Genomic DNA, 20642 nt, shown 5'->3' with positions numbered 1-20642 from the left:
TTTATAGTTCTGTCACCGATCGTCTCAAGTACAGGAGCCTGATTTGCGTTAATGACAGTGATTGTAATGGTTTCTGAATCAGTAGCATTACCATCGGAAACAGTGAACATGACATCATAGATTCCAGCGTCATCATAACCAGTGTCCCAGCTGAAAACGTTGTCTGCAAGAGTTCCGAAGCTGGCGTTTCTGGAGTATGAAAGATCATTGCCATCAAGGTCGGTTGCATTCAGGATGATTGTAAGGATATCAGTTTCATTTATAGTTCTGTCACCGATCGTCTCAAGTACAGGAGCCTGATTTGCGTTAATGACAGTGATTGTAATGGTTTCTGAATCAGTAGCATTACCATCGGAAACAGTGAACATGACATCATAGATTCCAGCGTCATCATAACCAGTGTCCCATCTGAAAACGTTGTCTACAAGAGTTCCGAAGCTGGCGTTTCTGGAGTATGAAAGATCATTGCCATCAAGGTCGGTTGCATTAAGGATGATTGTAAGGATATCAGTTTCATTTATAGTTCTGTCACCGATCGTCTCAAGAACAGGAGCCTGATTGACTGCAGCAGGTACATCGACAACTGTAATTGTGATGGTTTCGGAAACGTTGACATGACCATCAGTAACATTGAACTCAACACTGTGAGTTCCATTATCATTATAGACCGGAGTCCAGGAGAAAGCACCGCTGGAGGGATCAAGGATTGCTGCTGACGGAAGGCCGCTCATTGAATATTCAAGAGAGTCATTGTCAGAATCAGTGGCATTAAGATTGAATGAAAGCTCTTCAGAAGCATTGACAAACTTATCACCAATTGGGGAAAATACAGGAGCAGTGTTTGAAGCCGTAGTTTCCTCTACAAGAATATAACCGTCAATACTGTTTGCCGGAGATGATGATACTTCACCCTCAAGAAGCTCGACATCCTGCAGATAGAGATCAGAATTACCACTGGCCAATGCATAAAATGATAGGTCGATCACTGGAACTAGACTTGCTTCTGTGAAGTTCTCCAACTGCCTAAGCTCTATTCCTACTGTTCCAGAATTATCGACATAACTCACAACATGCCCTGATACATAACTCCCGTTTGCTGAAACATTTTCCAGAGATATTATACCAGAGTCATATGAAAGAGTCAGGTTCATGCCTGTAACATTAACACAGTTATCGATAAAAATCACTACGTGTGCAATATCACTTAGGTTTACCTTATCAGAACTAATGAAGATTGTATCTGCTGATGCTGCACTTGCTATAATCATGGGGTTAAAAGTCGAAATAACAATGGAAATCGACAAAAGTACCCTTATATATTTCAATATCCCGTTTTGTCTACTGTTTTTTATTAAAGGATGCATACTCTCACCCTTGACAATAATCTGTGATCTGAGTCCTAATTATCTGCCAATTTCAAATTGAATTCAGTTGAATACACACCTGTATACAACTATTGCTGATCGCTTTTGCGGACATACAGTATTATCACTGATGCCCCCACATTACTCCACAAGTACCAATATACAATGATATATTATAAAAGTATTCAATTTAGTGTTTTTTATAAATTGGTGCTAATTATTATATTAAAAAGTACAATATAAATATTTATTAGAAATATCACCAGCAGAATATGAAAACATGATAACAATTCAAAAAATATATCAATAAGGTACATGTTACTCCTATCATCCCGGCAATTGAGATGAAACTTCTTGGATGGAAAAACAACTGTTAAGAGATTCAAACAAAAACTGCTCCAATGGTTACAGACAGAATCATTGATATCCAATTCTCTGGCACTTATTGTTGGTGTCCTCACAGGCCTTACCATTGTATTTTATGACATGTTACTGGAACTGAGCCATAATTCATTTTATGGACTACTCCCTGAATCTCCCGGCTATTTCATAATAATTCTGCCTGCCTTGGGCGGACTCGTTGTTGGCCTAATAGTTCACCTGTTCATACACACAAGACGTTATGACATTGAAGAGATTATAGAGGCCACTGCCCTACATGGTGGCAGGATGTCACCTCGAAATGCATTCCTTGAAGTACTTGCATCTATCGTGTCCATTGGATCAGGAGGATCTGTGGGAAAGGAAGCACCTGTGGTTCTTGCAGGTTCTGGAATAGGTTCCTTGCTTGCACAGGTACTGAAGATACATGGCAACCGGGTAAAGATACTGATAGGATGCGGAGCCTCCGGAGGAATTGCCGCAGCCTACAATGCACCTCTTGCAGGAGTCGTGTTCGCTGTTGAGGTGATTCTTGGTGAGCTTGAAGCAAGGACATTCATCCCGATTGTAATCTCAGCTGTCTTTGCAACCCTGGTGGCAAGTATGGTATTTGATGTAAAGACTATAGAAGTATCTTCATATACCTTTGTCAACCCTTTCTACGAATCCATTTTGTATCTGGGACTTGGAATATTAGCAGGTATTGTATCTGCGATACTAATGCGTACCCTTTTTGGAACTCACCGGTTCTTTGATTCCCTTAAAATACACCCCGCAATAAAACCTGCCATAGGAGGGCTTTGTGTAGGGATCATAGGATTTTTCTATCCGCAGGTGTTCGGTGTGGGATATGATGTTATCACCGATGCCCTGAACAACGGACTGGCATTGAAACTTATGCTGATGCTTATATTCCTTAAAATTATTGCATTCTCACTCACAATGGGGTCTGGCGGATCAGGAGGATCCATTGTACCTGCACTTTTTGTAGGTGCAATGCTGGGAGGAGGCTACGGTTCAATCGTCCATGATATGTTCCCGGCCATTACAGCAGAATCCGGCGCATATGCACTTGCAGGCATGGGTGCAGTGTTTGCAGGCACAAGCCGGGCACCTCTGGCATCGATCCTTATTCTTTTTGAGCTTACGCAAGATTATAACATGATACTGCCCATAATGCTTGCATGTGTTGTCAGCAATCTGGTATCAAGTTCCCTTAATTCAGAATCCATATTTACAGAAGGCCTCCATCGAAGAGGATTCACCATCAGGAGAGGACGGGAAGTAGACATAATGGAATCCTTGATTGTAAGGGACGCAATGAAGCAAAATGTTCAGACAGTATCGGAGAACAAAAACGTAGGGGCATTGATCGCTCTTATGCAGTCAAGCAGGCATGCAGGATTCCCAGTCCTTGATTCTGGTGGTAAGCTGTGTGGAATTGTTACGCTCAAAGATGTCAGAGATAAGGTAGACCATGACGAACTTGACAAGACCATCAATGAGATCTCAAGCAAAGATGTGGAAGTGGCATATCCTGAGGAAAGCTTAAACACGGTACTAAAGCGCCTTGCTGCAAAAGACATTGGCAGGCTTCCGGTAGTTTCAAGTACAGACAGAACAAAACTGCTTGGGATAATAACCCGCAGTGATATTGTCAAGTTATATGACAAGAAGATCCTTGATAAGGTGCATCTGAAAAAGGAATAAAAAGATCCTCTTTTGTTCCGACCGGGGTTGCCATTGAAAACATAGAGTGATGAATAGAAATAAGCATCAAATTACGATATTCCCAAGGAAATAACCTGGGGTTGCATCATAAATGTGCACGCGACATGTCACACCCGGCCCCACATTGCACTGAGGAATGACAACCGGCTTGTATGAGTTGGTACGTGCCATCATACCTTTCTGTTTTGCTGGTTTTGATAGAAAAACATCAACATCCTTTCCGATCATGCAATTCCTTGACTCAAGCTTAACAGCTTCACAAACTCCATGCAGCCTATTTGATCTGTTCACGATTATGCGGGAATCAATCTTCCTGAGCTCCCATGCCTTGGTATGCGGCCTTGGAGTAAAGCGGGATATATTGACCTTTTCCGGTTTGTACTCTTTAACCCAGTCAACAGTCTTTTGGATATCCTCATCTGTTTCACCCGGATAACCCACAATGATATCCGTGAAAAGGGTCATGTCAGAAAACATTGATCTGAATTTATCGACAATGACATTTGCCTCTGATATTGAATGATACCTGTTCATACTCTTCAGGACATTATCAGATGCGGATTGTATCGGCAGGTGCAGAAACTTGTATATTTTTTCATTCTTAAAAATTTCCAGCAGGTCATCAAGAATAGGAGTCACTGAAAAAGGATTCATCATCCCTACTCTTATTTTGAACTGCCCCGGAATCTGACAGATCATATCAAGCAGTTGGGGAAGTAACACCTCTTTATCAGTTCCGTACTGGCCATTATCCTGGGAAGTCAGCCAGATCTCCCGGCAACCCTCAACAACGGCCTTTCTGATGTCATCTACTATCTCACCAGGTTCAAACGAACGCAGGCTTCCACGTGCAATAGTAACTATACAATAAGCACAAGCATAATTGCATCCCTGAGATAACTGACAGATATGAATATTAGAGTTATAACGAATCCTTGGAACACTCTGAAAACCCTCCGGCTCCGGGAGGAAGACCTTTACACTGCCACTTGCAGAATTCAAGGAATCAAGCACCTGCCCCAGTCGTGAAATCGAATTCACGCCTAATATATGAGCATTGGGGTTCTGGTGCATGATATCTTCAAGCTGCACTTCAGGCATACAGCCTGTAACTATAACCTTTGTACCTTTTTCACCAAGCTCCCGTATCTGGTGAAATATCTTCTGTTCAGTTGTATACTTTACAGTACAGGTATTGATAACAACTACATCGGCAACGACTTGAGGGACAAGCTCATGACCGCTGTCCCTGACACTTGCTTTCATTATCTCTGCTGAAGCCTGGCTTGCAGAACAGCCGTAAGTTGAAATATGTACTTTCATTTTACAGTTCGTTAAGCTTATACCGACCGGAGAGGAGTTTTTTCTTTGTCATTGATATAGATAGTATCTGTGAACTTGACAACACCCGAACTGCCCATCGTGAGACTGTGAACCCTTGAATCACCGTCACCGAAAAGACTTACTCCCTTGAGAAGGAAACCTGGAGTCACACCAGTTGCAGAGAAAATGATGTCCTTTCCAGGAGCCAGTTTTTCTGTATCCAGTATGTCGTTGATGTTATCTTCTGTGATGCCCATTTTCTCAAGTCTTGGCATTTTCTGTTCCTTCTCCTTTGCAATCTCCTCAGGAGTACCGCCATTTGCCACAGTAGGCAGGACAAGTCTTGCAAGGATCTTGCCACCAAGGATCTTAACAGCTGCTGCAGTGAGGACAGCCTCTCCCGAACCACCCGCACCAAGTACTATATGGATACCTGAACCACGGATCGCAGTTGCTATTCCAGGCATAAGATCACCATCACTGATCACATTGACCCTAGCGCCTGTCCCTCTTATCTCCTTTATTTTTTCCTCGTGCCTCTCCCGTTCAAGGATAACAACTACAAGCTCACCCACTGTCCTGTTGAGAGCCTTTGCAACGATCTTGAGATTCTGGATGACTGGTGCGTCAAGGTCTATTCTTTCGTTCGGATGCTCCCTCTCATACTTCACGACTTCTGAACCAACAACTATCTTGTCCATATAGATGTCCGGACCGTGAAACAAACCACCCCTTTCTGCCATAGCCATAACAGATATGGCACCCGGAGTTCCATTTGCTGCAAGGTTGGTGCCTTCCAGTGGATCAACTGCAATGTCAACTTCCAGATCGCCTTTCCCGGTACCTACTTCTTCACCAATGAACAGCATGGGTGCTTCATCACGTTCCCCTTCACCAATCTTGATGATACCTTTCATATCAAGACTGTTCAGCATTCTGCGCATGGCTTCAACAGAAACTTTGTCTGAATATTTTTTATCGCCACGGCCCATCTGATAAGAAGCTGCAATTGCTGCTGCTTCTGTAACATGCAATAATCTGGGCAAGAGGGAACACTCGATTGGTCCCGCACACTTAATCATCTTTTCAGCGGTTTTAGGATGAGGCATAATAATCACTTCCTGAATTGTTTCCTGATTATAAAGATTTTGATGGCACAAGTATTAATGGTTTCTATATTAGATTTTCGCGGGTAAAGTAAAGTTGTGAGATTATTTCAAAACATCAACCAGAGCAACCCGCTCCAGAACAAGTGAAGGGATCATATCTTCACCTGCTGCGAGTATCTCTTTATCCGTTATTGAAAACTGTTCAAGTATGCGCGATCTCTTTGAACTGGTGTACTCTATTACAGGCGCTTCTTCAATAATGGATTTTAACGCCCAAACAGAGTGTTGCACATCTTCTTTTTCGCCCATTACAACAAGAACAACATTCATCTGTCCTTCATGAACACCCATGGAAAATGCTTCTTCGATCTGCCTTTTTCCCGAAGCGTACCTCATAATCTCGATACCCATATCACGTGCCATGCTGTAATTGTTGTCTTTTGAACGCAATGCTTTCTGCACAGCAAAAAGAATGTGGTCTTCCCCAGCTATCTTATCAGCATCCATTGCCTGAATAATAGTATCATTGGTTGAAGATATATACCTTATTTCCTTTAAAAAATCAGGTACATTCTCTATGAAGGCAAATCCACCTGTAATCCTGAATTCCATGCACCAAGATAAAGGATACTTGAGAATAAGTATAACGGTCGGAAGATTAGTACATACTTGTGCAATTGGTTAACTTTATCTATTTTTAAATTTAAATATCAATAGGAGGACGGGGAAATATGAACAAACACTGTGATGTGTATACAGGAGAGCAATATCAATGCCCAAACTGTGGTTTTGCCATGGAAGTCGTAAATCCCTGCCATAGCTGTGGAGAGGGGGAAGTCAGGTGTCCTTTCTGCGGGGAACAAATGGCAAAAAAATGGCAATAATCCAAACCTAAACAAAGCAAAAATGAATGATGTTTTGCAAGGAGTTATTCAGAGACATCGGTGTTCGCTTTTCCGTGTGTTTTATGTAGGTTGTTATTTATTACCTCATAAAACACTGCTGAACAAGCAACTTATGTATCACCTGAAGCTTTCTTGCCTGTGATCTATGTGCTTGATACCAAGGTACAAGATAACTGTATTTCAGGATGAATGCAGAAACTTAATATTTGACCTGAGTGAGTTTATGTATTGAACTCTTGCGGTTATTAATGTCTGGTGTGAGAGGTGCTAACAATGGAACAGGATTACGATGCACATAGTATAGAGAACAAATGGCAAAGCCGTTGGAACGAAAGCAGGATATTCGAGCCTGAACCTGATGAAAGGGAGAAATATTTCATAACCATTCCTTACCCATACTTAAACGGCAATTTACACGCCGGGCATACAAGAACTTTCACCATAGGAGATGTCATTGCCAGGCACAAGAGAATGCTTGGATACAATGTACTGTACCCGATGGGATTCCACGTAACAGGAACACCTATTGTAGGACTTGCAGAACTTATCGCAAACAAAGACCCGCAAACAATGGATGTTTATTCCCGTCTGCACAGGATACCGGATGACATACTTGAAACACTCACAACTCCTGAGAAGATAGTAGAGTACTTCAAAGTGGAAGCGGAAATAGCCATGCGCTCAATTGGTTATTCAATTGACTGGAGACGCAAGTTCACAACAACCGATGATGCATATAAGAAGTTCATCGAATGGCAGTTCAATCTTCTCCATGACAAAGGACTTATTGTAAAAGGCGCGCACCCTGTAAAATGGTGTCCAAATGACAATAATCCAGTTGAGGACCATGATATACTTCACGGAGAAGAAGCTACTATCGTTGATTTTACCCTGATAAAATTCAGGTATGACGGAATAGTGCTCCCTTGTGCAACCCTGCGCCCTGAAACGATTTTCGGTGTTACCAACCTCTGGGTGAACCCTGATATCGAGCATGTGAAACTCAAGGTCACAAAAGACAACAATGAAGAGATATGGATCGTAAGCAAGGAAGCTTACCGGAAGCTCACTTTTACTGACAGGACTGTGGAATTCATCGAAAATGTACCCGGAAAAGACCTTGTAGGTATCAAAGTAAAGAACCCGCTATCCGGAAATGAAGTAATAACATTGCCAGCATCCTTTGTTAAGCCAGGGAACGGCAGTGGCATTGTAATGAGTGTGCCTGCGCATGCACCTTATGACTACTTGGCACTCAAGGACCTCTACAATAAGGACCTGTCAGAATATGGTATCACAGAAGACCTAAGGGAAATTAAACTGATCTCACTTATCCAGGCCAAGGAATTTGGAGAATATCCGGCAGTTGAGGCTGTTGAACAGCTTGGTGTCAAAGACCAGAAAGACCCTAAGGCTGAAGAAGCAACAAAGATGGTGTACCGCCGCGAGTTCCATGGTGGTGTCCTGAAAGAGAATACAGGAAAGTATGCAGGTGTCGCAGTTTCCAAGATAAAGGACATCCTCACACGTGACTTCCTCCAGGAAGGTATCGGAGAAGTTTTCTACGAATTCAGTGAACCTGTTGTGTGTCGCTGTGGGACTCCTTGTGTCGTTAACATGGTCAAAGGACAATGGTTCCTTAATTACTCTGACCCTGAATGGAAAGCTAAGGTCTACAAATGCATCGAGAGTATGGACATCCTGCCCGAGGAGTTCAGAGTCGAGTTCAACAACAAGGTAGACTGGCTTAAAGATAAGGCATGCGCCAGGAAAAAGGGACTTGGCACCAGACTTCCGTTTGACACTAACTGGCTTATTGAATCCCTTGGAGATTCAACCATTTATATGTCATACTACATCACAAACAAGTTCTTTTCACAGGGCATTGGTGTAGATCAATTGACCCCTGCACTGTTTGATTATGTACTTCTTGGAAAAGGTTCTGTACAGCAGGTGGCAATTGACACCGGACTTCCGGAAACACTCATTGCGAAGATCAAGTCAGACTTCGACTACTGGTATCCCGTTGACCTGAGATCTTCAGGTAAGGACCTTGTACCAAATCACCTGTTGTTCTTCCTGTTCCATCACGTTGCAATATTTGAAGAAGACAAGTGGCCACGTGCACTTGCTGTAAATGGATTCGTATCCCTTGAAGGACAGAAGATGAGCAAGTCCAAGGGTCCGATACTCACTCTCAGGGAAGCTGTTGACACTTACGGTGCCGATGTATCACGCATGTACATTCTGTCCAGTGCAGAACAGACACAGGATGCGGACTGGAGAAACATCGGTGTTGAAAGTGCCAGAAAGCAGGTCGAAAGATTCTACAAACTGGCAAATGAGATAGTTGAGTCCGGAGCCACATCAGGTATTGAAGGCGAACTCAAACTCATTGACCGCTGGATGCTCAGCAGGCTCCAGCAGTGTGTCAGGGAGACCAATAATGATATGACATCCATCAGAACAAGAAGTGCACTTCAAAACGCATTCTTCTTGCTCTATAATGATGTCAAATGGTACCAGAGAAGAGGCGGAACTGCACTTCTCTATGATGTACTTGATGTATGGGTACGCCTGATGTCCCCATTCACGCCACACATATGTGAAGAGATATGGTCTGCAATGGGCCATGGTGACGGCGACTTTGTCTCACAGGCAGCATACCCGATATTCTGTCCGAGGTTCATTGACAACGATGCCGAACTTGCAGAAGAGCTTGTATGCAGTACACTTTCCGATATAGAAGAAATAATAAAGGTCACTAAAATAACCCCGAAAATGGTTGTTCTTTACACTGCACCACAATGGAAGATAAAGGCTTTCAAAATGGCACTTGAAATGAAGAATGAGGAAGACCTCAACCCTGGAAAACTCATTAAGACATTGATGGCAGATCCTGAAAACCGGATGTATGGAAAAGAAATTCCTAAATATGTCCAGAAACTTGTACCGGACATAGCCAGCATGAAGACCGAAAGGTTTGAGATGTTACTTGGAACAAAACTTGATGAAATGAGTATCCTTCTGGAGAATACTGGCTGCCTTTCAAATGAAATCGGCTGCCCCATACAGGTATATACTGCCGATGAACCGGAGTATGACCCTGAGAACAAGTCGCGGTTTGCAACTCCACTCAGGCCTGCCATATATCTGGAATAATAATAATAATAATAATAATAATAATGATAATAATAATTGCTGGTCTGAAGCCAGCTTTCTTTTTCTATTTATGGATTTTGTACCTGCTTAGTACATCATTTGTTGCGATAAATATAAATTAGAAGCCAATAAAATATAACCAATTATTAGATATCGAATAAATGGATGAATTATAATTCAGGATAAAAACGGGTTCAAACTAACTGTCAAAAGCCTTAAAGTCCTTGTTGCCACCCTAATATTCATTTCTGCACTCATCTCCACTGCATATGCAGCCGGGAATGAGATAAACATAGGAGTCTACCAGAATGAACCACTTGTTTCTTTAAATGAGGACGGGATAGCCTCAGGCTTATATATTGAAATACTTGAAAGCATAGCCCAAAAAAAAGGAGGGGAACTAGTATTTATATTATGTACACTGGAACAATCCCTTGAAAGGCTTGATAATGGCACCATAGATATACTGCCTGCTGGTATAATCGCAAAATCGTATGCATACAGGAACGAAGCACACTACGATGTGGAAAAAATACCTTTTGTGATATCACCCACTGATATGGCCTTTGCACTATCCGAAACTGCAGACACGGAAATTGCCGGAACGATCGATGAAGATATTCTTCAGATGGTTATTGAGAACAGCATCCCCGTTTATAATGTGCCGCAAATACAACCGCAAAAAAGTAATACAGACCTGAATACATGGGAAAGTCCTTCGTGGCTAAAGTTATCTGTTGGCATCGGTGGCGGATTACTTTTGCTATTCATTATATTGAGCCTGACACTACGTAACAAGGTAGATGAGAAAACTTCCGAACTTAATTTCAAGAACAAGGAACTTGAAGTTGAGATTCATGAAAGAAAAATAGCTGAGGAAAAGCTGAAACAATATTCCCTTGATCTGAAGAATTCCAATGAACTCAAAGACCTCTTTACAGACATACTCCGACACGACCTCATAAACCCTGCCACAGTCATCAAAGGATATGTAGAGTACCTTATAGAAGAGGAGAATGAAGAACAAAAAATGGAGGCATTGAAGACAATTGAAAGGAACAATAAGAAACTTATCTACCTCATAGAGAATGCAGCACATCTTGCAAAACTTGAAAATATGGATGAGCTTGATTTTAAGACACTTGATCTGAAAGAGATAATCGAAGAGGTTATTGATAATCTCAGGCCAAAACTGGATGAAAAGGGAATAAATATAGATTTCAATCCCAAAAGCGAATACCCGGCTGATATGAACACTACTATCGAAGACGTGTTCTCAAACCTTATAGGAAATTCCATTAAATACAGCCCTGCAGGAAGTATTATCACATTAAATATAGAAGATATGGATAGTGAATGGGAAGTTTCGATCACCGACGAAGGGGAAGGAATCCCTGACAAAGATAAGCCCTACATCTTTGACAGGTTCAAAAGGGCACATAAAGTAAATGTAAAAGGATCGGGGCTTGGGCTTGCTATTGTCAAGCGTATAATAGACCTTCACGAAGGAACTGTGGAAGTGAAGGATGGAACTAATGGAAAAGGAACCACTTTCAAAGTGACTTTACAAAAGGCAAAAACTTAATAGATATTTAGTAGATATCAGGCCTTCTGTCATCGAACACATGTATGATTTCCCGTACCTTTGAAGTGTTTTCAAGTTCGATATCATGATAAAGTATGGTTTCTTTATCTTGTGCTTCTTCTTTGATCTCCCCAATAGCATCAACTATTATCGAACCTCCAAAGAATGATGAATCCGGACCATTTCCAACCCTGTTGCATGCAACATGCGGTATCTGGTTCTCAATTGCACGTGCTATTGAAAGGGATTTCCATATATGTTGCCGCGGCGATGGAAACTCTGCAATGGTCACAAGGATATCAGAACCTTCAAGAACAAGTTTTCGGGCTACTTCAGGAAATCGAAGCTCATAACATATCTGAAGGCCGATTGTCAGATCCCTTTTCCTGAGCCTGATAGGAAGAATCTCATTTCCCGGAGAAAAATACTGCTTTTCTTTTTTGAAAAGATGGGTTTTGCGATATGTTCCTGCAATCTCACCGTTCTCGATGCAGAGACCAAGATTATAATAATCAGTACAATTAATAGAAGCTTTTTTCTCAATAACTGAGAAGAGGAGTACGCATTCATGCTTTTTAGAGAAAGCACACATTGCCCGTACACTTTCACCAAATTCAGGTTCTGCTAAATCATTTTTATCCTCATAACAGAACCCAGTTGAGAATACTTCAGGAAATACAAGCAGTTCAGCACTATTTGACACAGCTTCATGTGCCATACTAAGGGCTTTTGAAATATTCGCCTGTTTATTGCAATTGAATACGTCCATCTGGATACAGGCTACCTTTATGCGGTCCATGGTAATCGAAAACCTTTACGCTCATCAATTTTCATGAATCAATATATGATTTGATATGAGCACGGAGTATTATTCAAAATCTGTGATCGTAGTTGATTTGGTTTTAGGTATAAGACCACCCAGATCAACAGAATTCCTGACTATCTTTATAAGTATGCAACTGGAATGTTTTATAATATCTGAATTAATAGCTTTAAGCTCATAGGCAGGCTCCCCGGGGGATACTTTTATCTTAGTAATGCCTGCAGCATACTCCTTGGGATTTTTGTCTGTCAGCCTTATAGCACAATTGGGTAATGAAAGATAATCGTTCAGGCTCTTGGCACTTAAACCCATTTTTATGAACTCTTCCTTAAATACAGGCCTATCAAGTGTTTTTGACAGAACATAAACTGCAACAGGAATCATGAAAACAGATTCTACAGACCGTATCGATTCGGCAATCAATGAATATATATCACCATTTTCATTTTGCTCGGCTTCTACGATGCTGTATACCTTTGAGGGAGGAATCTCCACTTCATTTACTTTTTTGAGATCCTTAAGCGCACGCAAGTAACCTGTCATAACAAGACGATGCTCATCTATCCCTTTATCCTTCAATTCACGTGTAACGCCACTGATAGAAAGTTGTCTGCCCTTTAGAATTTCCCTGATAAGTAGATAGATATTTCCAGACATGTTAAGTGCACCATAATTGATAACAAACCTGATATATTTAGCGGTGCCGCTCAAAAAACCAGTCCTTAAACAGGTAGGTTTAAAAGCAATAATGACGTTATTAAAGACCCTCATAAACAGAAGGAGAACTATACAACTGTGCTCCTTTTAATAGTAATCGGTGCATAAAAAACATAGCCCTGTTGTCATGGAACATCATTTTGAATCTGTTGATCCGACTTTATGAATAATTATGAATTCAACAAAACATTGTATCCAGGACATATGAAAGCCATTAATATTACAAAATCATATAACAATAATGCAAAAATTGAACTTAATTCCACATTTGTGATATATTTCGGAGGATTGAATGCATCTACCTACATTTACCCAGAACCCTACCCAACCAGTTGAGATAAAGGATAGGTCTGTTAGTAATCTGATAGAAGCAATGCAATACACAGGATTCCAGGGAAGAAAACTTGCTGAATCTGTGAAAGCATGGGAAAATATGCTGAAAGAGGAAAATGTAACCATATTCATGGGACTTAGTGGGGCAATGGTACCGGCAGGCATGAGAAAGGCCATAACCTACCTTATAGAAAACCGCCTGATAGATTGTCTTGTGAGTACGGGAGCAAATATTTTCCATGACTGTCATGAAGCTCTTGGCTTGAAACACTATGTAGGCTCCCATATGGCAAATGATGAGGAACTTTTCGAGCATGGCGTGGACCGGATATATGATGTTTTTGCATATGAGGAAGAGTTCAGGAATACTGACCATTTCATAGCTGATTTTGCAAAAAGGCATGAAGGAAAACAATATTCATCAAGAGATTTTATTCGCCTTCTGGGCAAGGAAATCTCTGAGAAAGGGGATAATCAATCCATAATTGCCAGCGCATATAAGCACAACGTACCGATATTCATACCTGCCCTTTGTGACAGTTCAATCGGAATCGGCCTTACTATTGCCAGAAGACTTGGCTGCAATGTCAATATAGATCAAATAAAAGATGTTGATGAAATTACACAGATGGTAGAGCTTTCGGAAAAAACCGGGGTCATCTATGTAGGAGGAGGAGTTCCGAAGAACTTCATTCAGCAGACAGAAGTCGTTGCTTCTATTATGGGACACGAAGTTGTAGGCCATGAATATGCAATCCAGTACACCTCTGATGTCCCTCACTGGGGCGGGCTGTCCGGATGTACATTTGATGAAGCAGTTTCATGGGGAAAAATAGCAAAGGAAGCTAAAAAAGTCCAGGTCTTTGTAGATGCTACAATAGCACTTCCGATTGTGATCCATGCACTGCACGAAAAAACAGGTGATAAAGCACGAAGGACACCTTCTTTCAACTGGGAAGAAGGCCAAGCGAATATCTATTTCGAAACTTTATGAAACCACAACACATTTATTAAGTTTAACCTCCATATAATAGGTACTAAAATGGACGAAAAGTGGGCAATGAAGTCCCACATGAACAAGGTAAGAAGTTCAAATATGGCTATTTATACCGGTCCGTTGACGTAGATGAGGTAATTAGATGAGTAAACGAACAAGAATTATAAATGATCCTTCCGAACTCGTACCTCTGCTTCAGGTTTTTGGATCCCAGAGACACAAAAAAGTATTTGATTCACTTCTGACCCTATGGATGACAAAGGAAGAATTAGAGGAACTTTTAGATACTGATGTTACCAAAAGCATCAATATACTCAAAAAAAGCGGTTTGATCGAAAGCCAGTGGCATATGCCGGAACCCGGCAAGACCCCTGAAAAAGAATACCGTTCATCCTATTCTAAAGTCCAGACAAATTTCCAGTGCTCTTTTGAAGATATGAGTGATATCATTATGCTTACATTCATGCCTTATGAAGAAGTGAAGGATGCTATTGAAGAACTTGAAAAATTAGTAGAGCAGGGTAATGATTCCATGAGCAGCCTTACAAGAGCATTGAATAAGAGTCCATTATACATCCGTGCGGTTGCCCGCCGGTCTGACAAACTCACAGTTATGGGACAGAGACTCAAGTTACTTCAGGATGGAGAAGCAGAATGATAGAACTCCTTCATAGCAAAAGTGGCATTACTAAATTCCAGATCCTTATCGAAGTAGCTGCGCACCAGCCTAATGTGCGGCAAAAGGAAATTGCTGAGAAGATAGGAGTTACACCGCAGGCAGTTTCCGAATATATTAAGGAACTTGTTGCAGAAGGGTTAATCTATTCCGAAGGAAGAGTACGCTACAGGATTACAAAACAAGGTGTTGAATGGGTACTTGAAAATGCTGCAGACATGAAAAGATATGCACGCTATGTCATGAGCGATATAATAAGTCATGTATCTACCTGGACTGCAATTGCCCAGGAAGAACTTGAGGAAGGAAAAGAGGTCTATTTGAAAATGGATCATGGACTGCTATACGTAAGCACCAGCGAAATTACAAATGCAACGGGAACAACGATTTCAAGCGCAAAGAATGGTGAAGATGTGGGAGTAACTGACCTTATGGGCCTTATTGATCTTGAAAATGCAAGCATCACAGTGTGCAGGATACCAAGAGTAGAAAGAGGCGGGTCACGTAATGTTGACGTTGAGAGATTGAGATCGCTTGCAAGATCAAAATCATATATTGCAACGGTAGGTGTGGAATCACTTATTTCCTTAAGAAGAATCGGCCTTGAACCACACGTTATGTTCGGGGCAAAAGAATCGGTTATAGAAGCTGCTTACCATGGACTTTCTTCACTGGTACTGGCAATTGATGAAGAAGTACCAGCCATCCTGAGCAGGCTTGAAACCGAGAATCTTGAATACGAACTTGTTGATCTTAGCATACAATAATAAGCAAAAGATGATTATATGAAAATTATACTGATATCGGACACTCATCTGGAAACGGACAGCATTCCTGCATTTCTTTCTGATGTTTTCGAGCAGTATGACATGATAATCCATGCAGGAGATTTTTCTTCGCTTTCTTTTTTCAAAGCACTAAATGCAACAGGTAAACTGAAAGCTGTACACGGTAATTCAGATGAACCTGCCGTTAAAGAGATTCTCCCGGAAAAACTGGTATTTGAAGTTGAAGGAGTGAAGATTGGAGTTATTCATGAGCCTTCACTTTCAATTCAAGATACTACGGCAACAAGATACATGGCCCTGGAAATGGGTGTAGAGGTTCTTGTTTTCGGCCATATTCACAGACCCATTATTGAAAAAAGCGATGTACTTCTTATTTGCCCGGGGTCACCTACAAAACCAAGGATGTCTGATCCGTGTGCAGTTGAACTGCAAATAGAAAATGGATCACTCAAAGCCGATATAATTCCGATAACAGGCCAATCCTGCGGATATATTGATTTTTCCCGCAAGCTTGCCGGAAACAAATAGTAAAAGACTTAATTCTGGCCATTGACAGTTTCTGTTTTAAACATAACACCTGTGCCTTTCAATGTCATCTGGATTCGGTCAGTGAACAGAAGGATCTCATCCAGATCTACATTATTGCCCCAATCATAAACATAGTCATAATTCCCCTGAACCTGTTCGAATCCAAGGGACATCAGACTCCTGTTAACTTCAGAAGGCATTGCACCGTTGCTATTGAACCAGAGTACCAGATATGTTTTCATATAACACCTACAGAATTAAACAATGCTGGCGTTACATATGGCACTTTTGGTCGGACAAAAGAAGAAAAGGGCAAAAAGATGCCCTGAAAATAAGAGTATTCAATAAGTTTCTTTCAAGGACTTCAGCGCCTGGGCAACCATTGACGAATAATACCTGACATCTGGGTTGTAATATTCCTTGGCCCTCTCTGTGTTGGCAGATGCGTCTCCAAAAGCCCTGATCCGGTCAAGAGTGCATTTTGCAGTTTCCTGCACCCATAAATCCCTTGTCTGACCATCAACTATATAAAGTGATTCAGGACGTACTGAAGTAAGAACATCGCCTTCACCTGTGGTATAAGTACTTGGCTTGCCCACAACAGCAACAAAGGCAGGTGTCTCACATTCCGCAAGTGCCTGGGCAGCTTCCGGCTGGTATTGACCTGCATATATCAGGAAAGAACCTGTAGGATCCGTTACACGACCGCGCCAGTACTCGGAATCTGTACCAATGTCTTCTTTTTCGATGAGTGTCCCGACAATGAATATACGGTTTACCTTTGCACCTGTCGGTGTAAGGAGATACTGAGGAGCATATTGATCCTCACCATCCTTAAAACTGAGATTGGACTCCCTGAACTCCTGAGCAAATACCCGTCTGGCAACTTCTCTTGTGTATCCGGACATTTAAATCACCTCTGCTGAAGCGATTAACTCATCCACTTCTGATTGATCGAGTGAGAACACAGGGATTATTGACTCTGCAAGCAGGTATCTTTCAACCCTGGAACCGCTTATCCTGTAGTACCTTCCTACAAGTAATTTCTTCATTTGTTCAAGGACAACTCCCTGATCAAGAGCATCTGCCGCAAGAGCAATTGCATTTTCAAGTGTCATTCCAGTAACCTCTTCAACCAGATCTCTCTTAATTATTGCATCCTGTATAGAGATACCATCGTCCATAACTGCCTTAATACGAAGATCATAGACACCATCCACCTTACCATGCTCCATGCATGCTCCTTTTGTCAATGCACGGTTACATTGAGGACACCTTTTTATCAGGCCTGAGCCTGACTGTATATCCACCATTGCACCCCTGAACTCCACAGCAATGATACCAACTTCAATATCCTCATCAAAGGATTCAATGGAACTGCTCTTGTTGACATTCAGCTGGAACTTCCCATTCCACTCGTTTACAACTACATTCCTGAAAACGTAGCTTTTACCTTCTTCAACAATAGATGCTGCAGCAGTTTCCCATATGGTGAATTTAATAGTCCCGGTCTCATCCCCGATAAGACCTACCTGTGATATAGATTCATGAGCATTGTCCCATAACTGCACCACTTTTCCCCTTACATTAACCCACTTTCCATCTTCCGCAATATGAGATATGGTTAATGTAGGTGATTCAGATTGACCGGTGTAAAACTCACCCCTGTTGATATTATATGATTTCAAGAAGTAGTTAACAACACTTCTACGTGCTTCTTCTTTTGGAACCTTGTACTTGTGAATCATTTTGTCAAGGCGTCCTTCAATCTCCCCTACTGGGATCTCCACTCCAAGTTCATGGAACCTGGAACTAATTTCCTGTGCTAATTGTTTCATATTCAAATCCTCAAGCCTCTTGTTTGTATCTTCTTGAGAGGCAATTATACTCTAGGCATTAGTAGTATTTAATTAAGTGCCAAGCATGGTGAAAGTATTCACTGTCGCAAAGAAGCCGCTGTCAACAGATAAAACTTATAATCCCTCCTTCTTTTTTCGCAGATAGCGCTTAAATCTATTTACGTTTTTCAGAAGTATATTATTCAACCCTTCCGAAGAGAATGGTTTATGCTTCTTTATGATTAGGACAGGCCCTTTATATCCCTTGGCCAGCACATATGGCAGGTTGCCTATCAGAGAAAACTTGAACCTCTTGTTGGAATCACCTATTATCAGAAGATCACCCTCATGCAGAAAAGCAAGTATTGCGTTTTCAGCTGAGATACTTTCAATCAGGTGAGGCGTAATTTCAAAGAGAGAGTTATCAGATGCAGCCTCCGTAAGGTCACTGAGAACAGAACCTTTTGTATCTTCGTTGGTATCAGGCTTTATCACCCTTACTACATGCAATGAGGCACCAGTGCTCTTTGACAATCTCTTGGCAAGGTACAGACCATATGCAGAATTGTCCTTCCCGTTATAAGCGACAACAATGCGCCCAATTTTGTCAGGAAGGTATCCATTCAGCACAATAATATTGTTGTTCGCAGATGACAGTACCTTATCTGCAACGGTTCCGATAGAAGGATGGAAGCGACTAACCTCATGCCAGCCTATAATTATAAAATCGACTTTTTTAGCCTCTGCCTGTTCTATTATTGAATTTGTAACGCTGTGATCAAAAGCTACAATATATTCTCTTTCATGACCTACAATAGCCGGGAATTGTTCAAATTTATCTCTGAGTATACTATCTATAGCAATCTTTTTTGAATGAAATGATTGCCTTGCTGCATTCAGACTGGTCTGTTGCGGGACTTTGATAACTTTAAGGCCTATAATCTCATCACCCAGATGGTCTGCAAGATAGAGCAAATCAGTTTCATGCCTCGGGTTTGCAATAGGAACAAGTATTTTGATCGTGGAGCTGTTTTTCAGAGGAGCTGGATGGATATTGTCCTCCAGAACGTCAAATATATCATATTTTGGAAAGGCTTTCCCTTTCCCATAGAAGTTATACCACAATAGCCCCAGTATTATGACAAATACTGAAAAGCCAAGGGATAACATCCCCATATATGGCAGCAATGCAATACTGAAAACAATGCCTATTATTTGAGTGAAAGGAAAAAAGGGATCGTGGAAAACGGGGTTATACTCTTCCAGTGACCTGTATCTGAGAATAATAACAGAAGCATTGATCAAAATGAATATCATTATATTGAAGGTACTTCCAAGCTTTGCCAGTTGTTCGACATTGAACAGCAATAACAATAGAAGCATTACAAAGCCGGTGGCAATGATCGCATTATATGGCGTATCATATTTATCGTGTATCTTGATAAACCAACTGGGTATCAGGTCATCCCTTCCCATAGCAAAAGGAAATCTGGACGAAGAAAGGATAGCTGCATTAGCTGTTGACAAGGTGGCAAGTAAGCCGGCTATGACTATCATTACTTTTCCAAAATCACCAGCCATTATCATAGAGACATCAACTAAAGGCGTAAATGTATTAAGAGATTCTTCCATCGTCAAAGTGCCACTTACAACTACCATCACTCCCACATAAATTGTAGTTACAACACCTACTGAGGCAATGAGAGCACGTGGAAGGTTCTTAGAAGGTTCCTTCACTTCTTCTGATAACGCCGCAAGCTGCGTTATTCCAAGATAGGATATAAAAATAAGACCTGTAGTAGCAAATACAGAGCTGTATCCAAAGGGCATGACAGGAGTGAATTTGTTAGGATCGAACATGTATAAGCCTTTTAAGATGAATGCAGCCAGGATCAAAAGCAGAAAAATAACAATTATGTTCTGCAATGAACCGCTACTTCGGGCTCCACGGAAATTAATGAACAACAATAATAATCCTGCTGCAACAGCAGTAACCATTACAGGCATCGGGAATAGTACGAATAGGTAATCAGCCAATCCGATTAGTGCAAAAGAACCTTTGAAAACAAGTGCAAGCCAGGCACCTAACCCAATTACTGCGCCAAAAGCAGCACCCATTGCCCTACTGATGAAATAATAGCTGCCACCGGCCTTTGGCATACCCGTAGCCAGCTCGGCCATGCTGATAGCTGTTGCCATAGATATGACACCACCTATAAGGAAAGAGAAAATAGCTGCAGGGCCAGCGGCAGATATTGCTATCCCCGGTAATACAAATATTCCGGCCCCGATCATGGTGCCTGTTCCTATAGCAAATGTCTGAAAGAAGCCCAGACTGCGCCCGAGACTTTCTTTGGTTCTTATTGTACCCATTGAATACCT

The 20642-nt window shown here is 41.4% G+C and carries 18 protein-coding genes; 8 read left to right on the top strand and 10 right to left on the bottom strand.

Annotated features, from left to right (window positions below):
* Positions 1 to 1268: Ig-like domain-containing protein (locus BB781_RS04725; protein ID WP_129582628.1), on the bottom strand; the 1268-nt coding region annotated here is incomplete at its 3' end.
* 450 nt (positions 1269 to 1718) lie between these two features.
* On the opposite strand from BB781_RS04725, the gene BB781_RS04720 reads away from it, so the two are divergent.
* Positions 1719 to 3455, top strand: coding sequence for a chloride channel protein (locus BB781_RS04720; RefSeq protein WP_094227343.1), 1737 nt, complete (start codon positions 1719 to 1721; stop codon positions 3453 to 3455).
* Positions 3456 to 3521: 66 nt separating this feature from the next.
* Here the strand turns inward: BB781_RS04720 and BB781_RS04715 are convergent, their stop codons facing one another.
* The 3 genes from BB781_RS04715 to cgi121 form a co-directional block, all read right to left on the bottom strand.
* A complete protein-coding gene (locus BB781_RS04715; RefSeq protein ID WP_094227342.1) occupies positions 3522 to 4799 on the bottom strand; it encodes a tRNA (N(6)-L-threonylcarbamoyladenosine(37)-C(2))-methylthiotransferase in 1278 nt (425 codons plus the stop codon).
* A gap of 17 nt (positions 4800 to 4816) precedes the next feature.
* Positions 4817 to 5908, bottom strand: coding sequence for a class II fructose-bisphosphatase (gene glpX, locus BB781_RS04710; protein WP_094227341.1), 1092 nt, complete (start codon positions 5906 to 5908; stop codon positions 4817 to 4819).
* Positions 5909 to 6010: 102 nt separating this feature from the next.
* Positions 6011 to 6520 carry a KEOPS complex subunit Cgi121 gene (cgi121, locus tag BB781_RS04705; protein ID WP_094227340.1) on the bottom strand — a complete coding sequence of 170 codons (510 nt, stop codon included), beginning with the start codon at positions 6518 to 6520 and terminating at the stop codon, positions 6011 to 6013.
* Between the two features lie 119 nt (positions 6521 to 6639).
* On the opposite strand from cgi121, the gene BB781_RS15575 reads away from it, so the two are divergent.
* The 3 genes from BB781_RS15575 (at position 6640) to BB781_RS04695 (ending at position 11560) form a co-directional block, all read left to right on the top strand.
* Positions 6640 to 6792 (top strand): hypothetical protein, encoded by a 153-nt coding sequence (locus BB781_RS15575; RefSeq protein WP_164997774.1) that lies wholly within the window; start codon positions 6640 to 6642, stop codon positions 6790 to 6792.
* A gap of 294 nt (positions 6793 to 7086) precedes the next feature.
* A complete protein-coding gene (gene leuS, locus BB781_RS04700) occupies positions 7087 to 9975 on the top strand; it encodes a leucine--tRNA ligase (protein ID WP_094227339.1) in 2889 nt (962 codons plus the stop codon).
* A 523-nt stretch (positions 9976 to 10498) separates the two neighbouring features.
* Entirely contained in the window at positions 10499 to 11560 is a 1062-nt protein-coding gene (locus BB781_RS04695) for a sensor histidine kinase (RefSeq protein ID WP_094227338.1), read from the top strand.
* 7 nt (positions 11561 to 11567) lie between these two features.
* On the opposite strand, the gene BB781_RS04690 is transcribed toward BB781_RS04695, so the two are convergent.
* A complete protein-coding gene (locus BB781_RS04690) occupies positions 11568 to 12359 on the bottom strand; it encodes a nitrilase-related carbon-nitrogen hydrolase (protein WP_094227337.1) in 792 nt (263 codons plus the stop codon).
* Between the two features lie 69 nt (positions 12360 to 12428).
* A complete protein-coding gene (locus tag BB781_RS04685; protein ID WP_129582627.1) occupies positions 12429 to 13040 on the bottom strand; it encodes a hypothetical protein in 612 nt (203 codons plus the stop codon).
* Positions 13041 to 13392: 352 nt separating this feature from the next.
* Here BB781_RS04685 and BB781_RS04680 point away from each other — a divergent pair, with 352 nt between their 5' ends.
* The 4 genes from BB781_RS04680 to BB781_RS04665 all read left to right on the top strand — a co-directional run bounded on the left by BB781_RS04680 (position 13393) and on the right by BB781_RS04665 (position 16422).
* Entirely contained in the window at positions 13393 to 14427 is a 1035-nt protein-coding gene (locus BB781_RS04680; RefSeq protein ID WP_094227335.1) for a deoxyhypusine synthase, read from the top strand.
* A 145-nt stretch (positions 14428 to 14572) separates the two neighbouring features.
* Entirely contained in the window at positions 14573 to 15088 is a 516-nt protein-coding gene (locus BB781_RS04675; protein WP_094227334.1) for an ArsR family transcriptional regulator, read from the top strand.
* A complete protein-coding gene (locus tag BB781_RS04670; RefSeq protein ID WP_094227333.1) occupies positions 15085 to 15873 on the top strand; it encodes a DUF7839 domain-containing protein in 789 nt (262 codons plus the stop codon). The genes BB781_RS04675 and BB781_RS04670 overlap by 4 nt, the downstream gene beginning before the upstream one ends.
* An 18-nt stretch (positions 15874 to 15891) precedes the next feature.
* On the top strand, positions 15892 to 16422 hold the full coding sequence (locus tag BB781_RS04665) for a metallophosphoesterase (RefSeq protein ID WP_094227332.1): 531 nt from the start codon (positions 15892 to 15894) through the stop codon (positions 16420 to 16422).
* Positions 16423 to 16430: 8 nt separating this feature from the next.
* Here the strand turns inward: BB781_RS04665 and BB781_RS04660 are convergent, their stop codons facing one another.
* The 4 genes from BB781_RS04660 to BB781_RS04645 form a co-directional block, all read right to left on the bottom strand.
* Positions 16431 to 16664 carry a hypothetical protein gene (locus tag BB781_RS04660; RefSeq protein ID WP_094227331.1) on the bottom strand — a complete coding sequence of 78 codons (234 nt, stop codon included), beginning with the start codon at positions 16662 to 16664 and terminating at the stop codon, positions 16431 to 16433.
* Positions 16665 to 16763: 99 nt separating this feature from the next.
* Positions 16764 to 17330 carry an RPA family protein gene (locus BB781_RS04655; protein ID WP_094227330.1) on the bottom strand — a complete coding sequence of 189 codons (567 nt, stop codon included), beginning with the start codon at positions 17328 to 17330 and terminating at the stop codon, positions 16764 to 16766.
* Complete coding sequence (locus BB781_RS04650) at positions 17331 to 18260, bottom strand: replication factor A (RefSeq protein ID WP_094227329.1); 930 nt, start codon at positions 18258 to 18260, stop codon at positions 17331 to 17333.
* Between the two features lie 135 nt (positions 18261 to 18395).
* Positions 18396 to 20633: an amino acid permease gene (locus BB781_RS04645; protein ID WP_094227328.1), complete on the bottom strand. Its 2238-nt coding sequence runs from the start codon at positions 20631 to 20633 to the stop codon at positions 18396 to 18398.
* Positions 20634 to 20642 lie beyond the last annotated feature (9 nt).

This window comes from Methanolobus psychrotolerans, from assembly GCF_002243045.1.
Lineage (GTDB): Archaea > Halobacteriota > Methanosarcinia > Methanosarcinales > Methanosarcinaceae > Methanolobus > Methanolobus psychrotolerans.
Note: the sequence above shows the minus strand (reverse complement) of the source record. Positions and strands in the feature narration are given on the sequence as shown.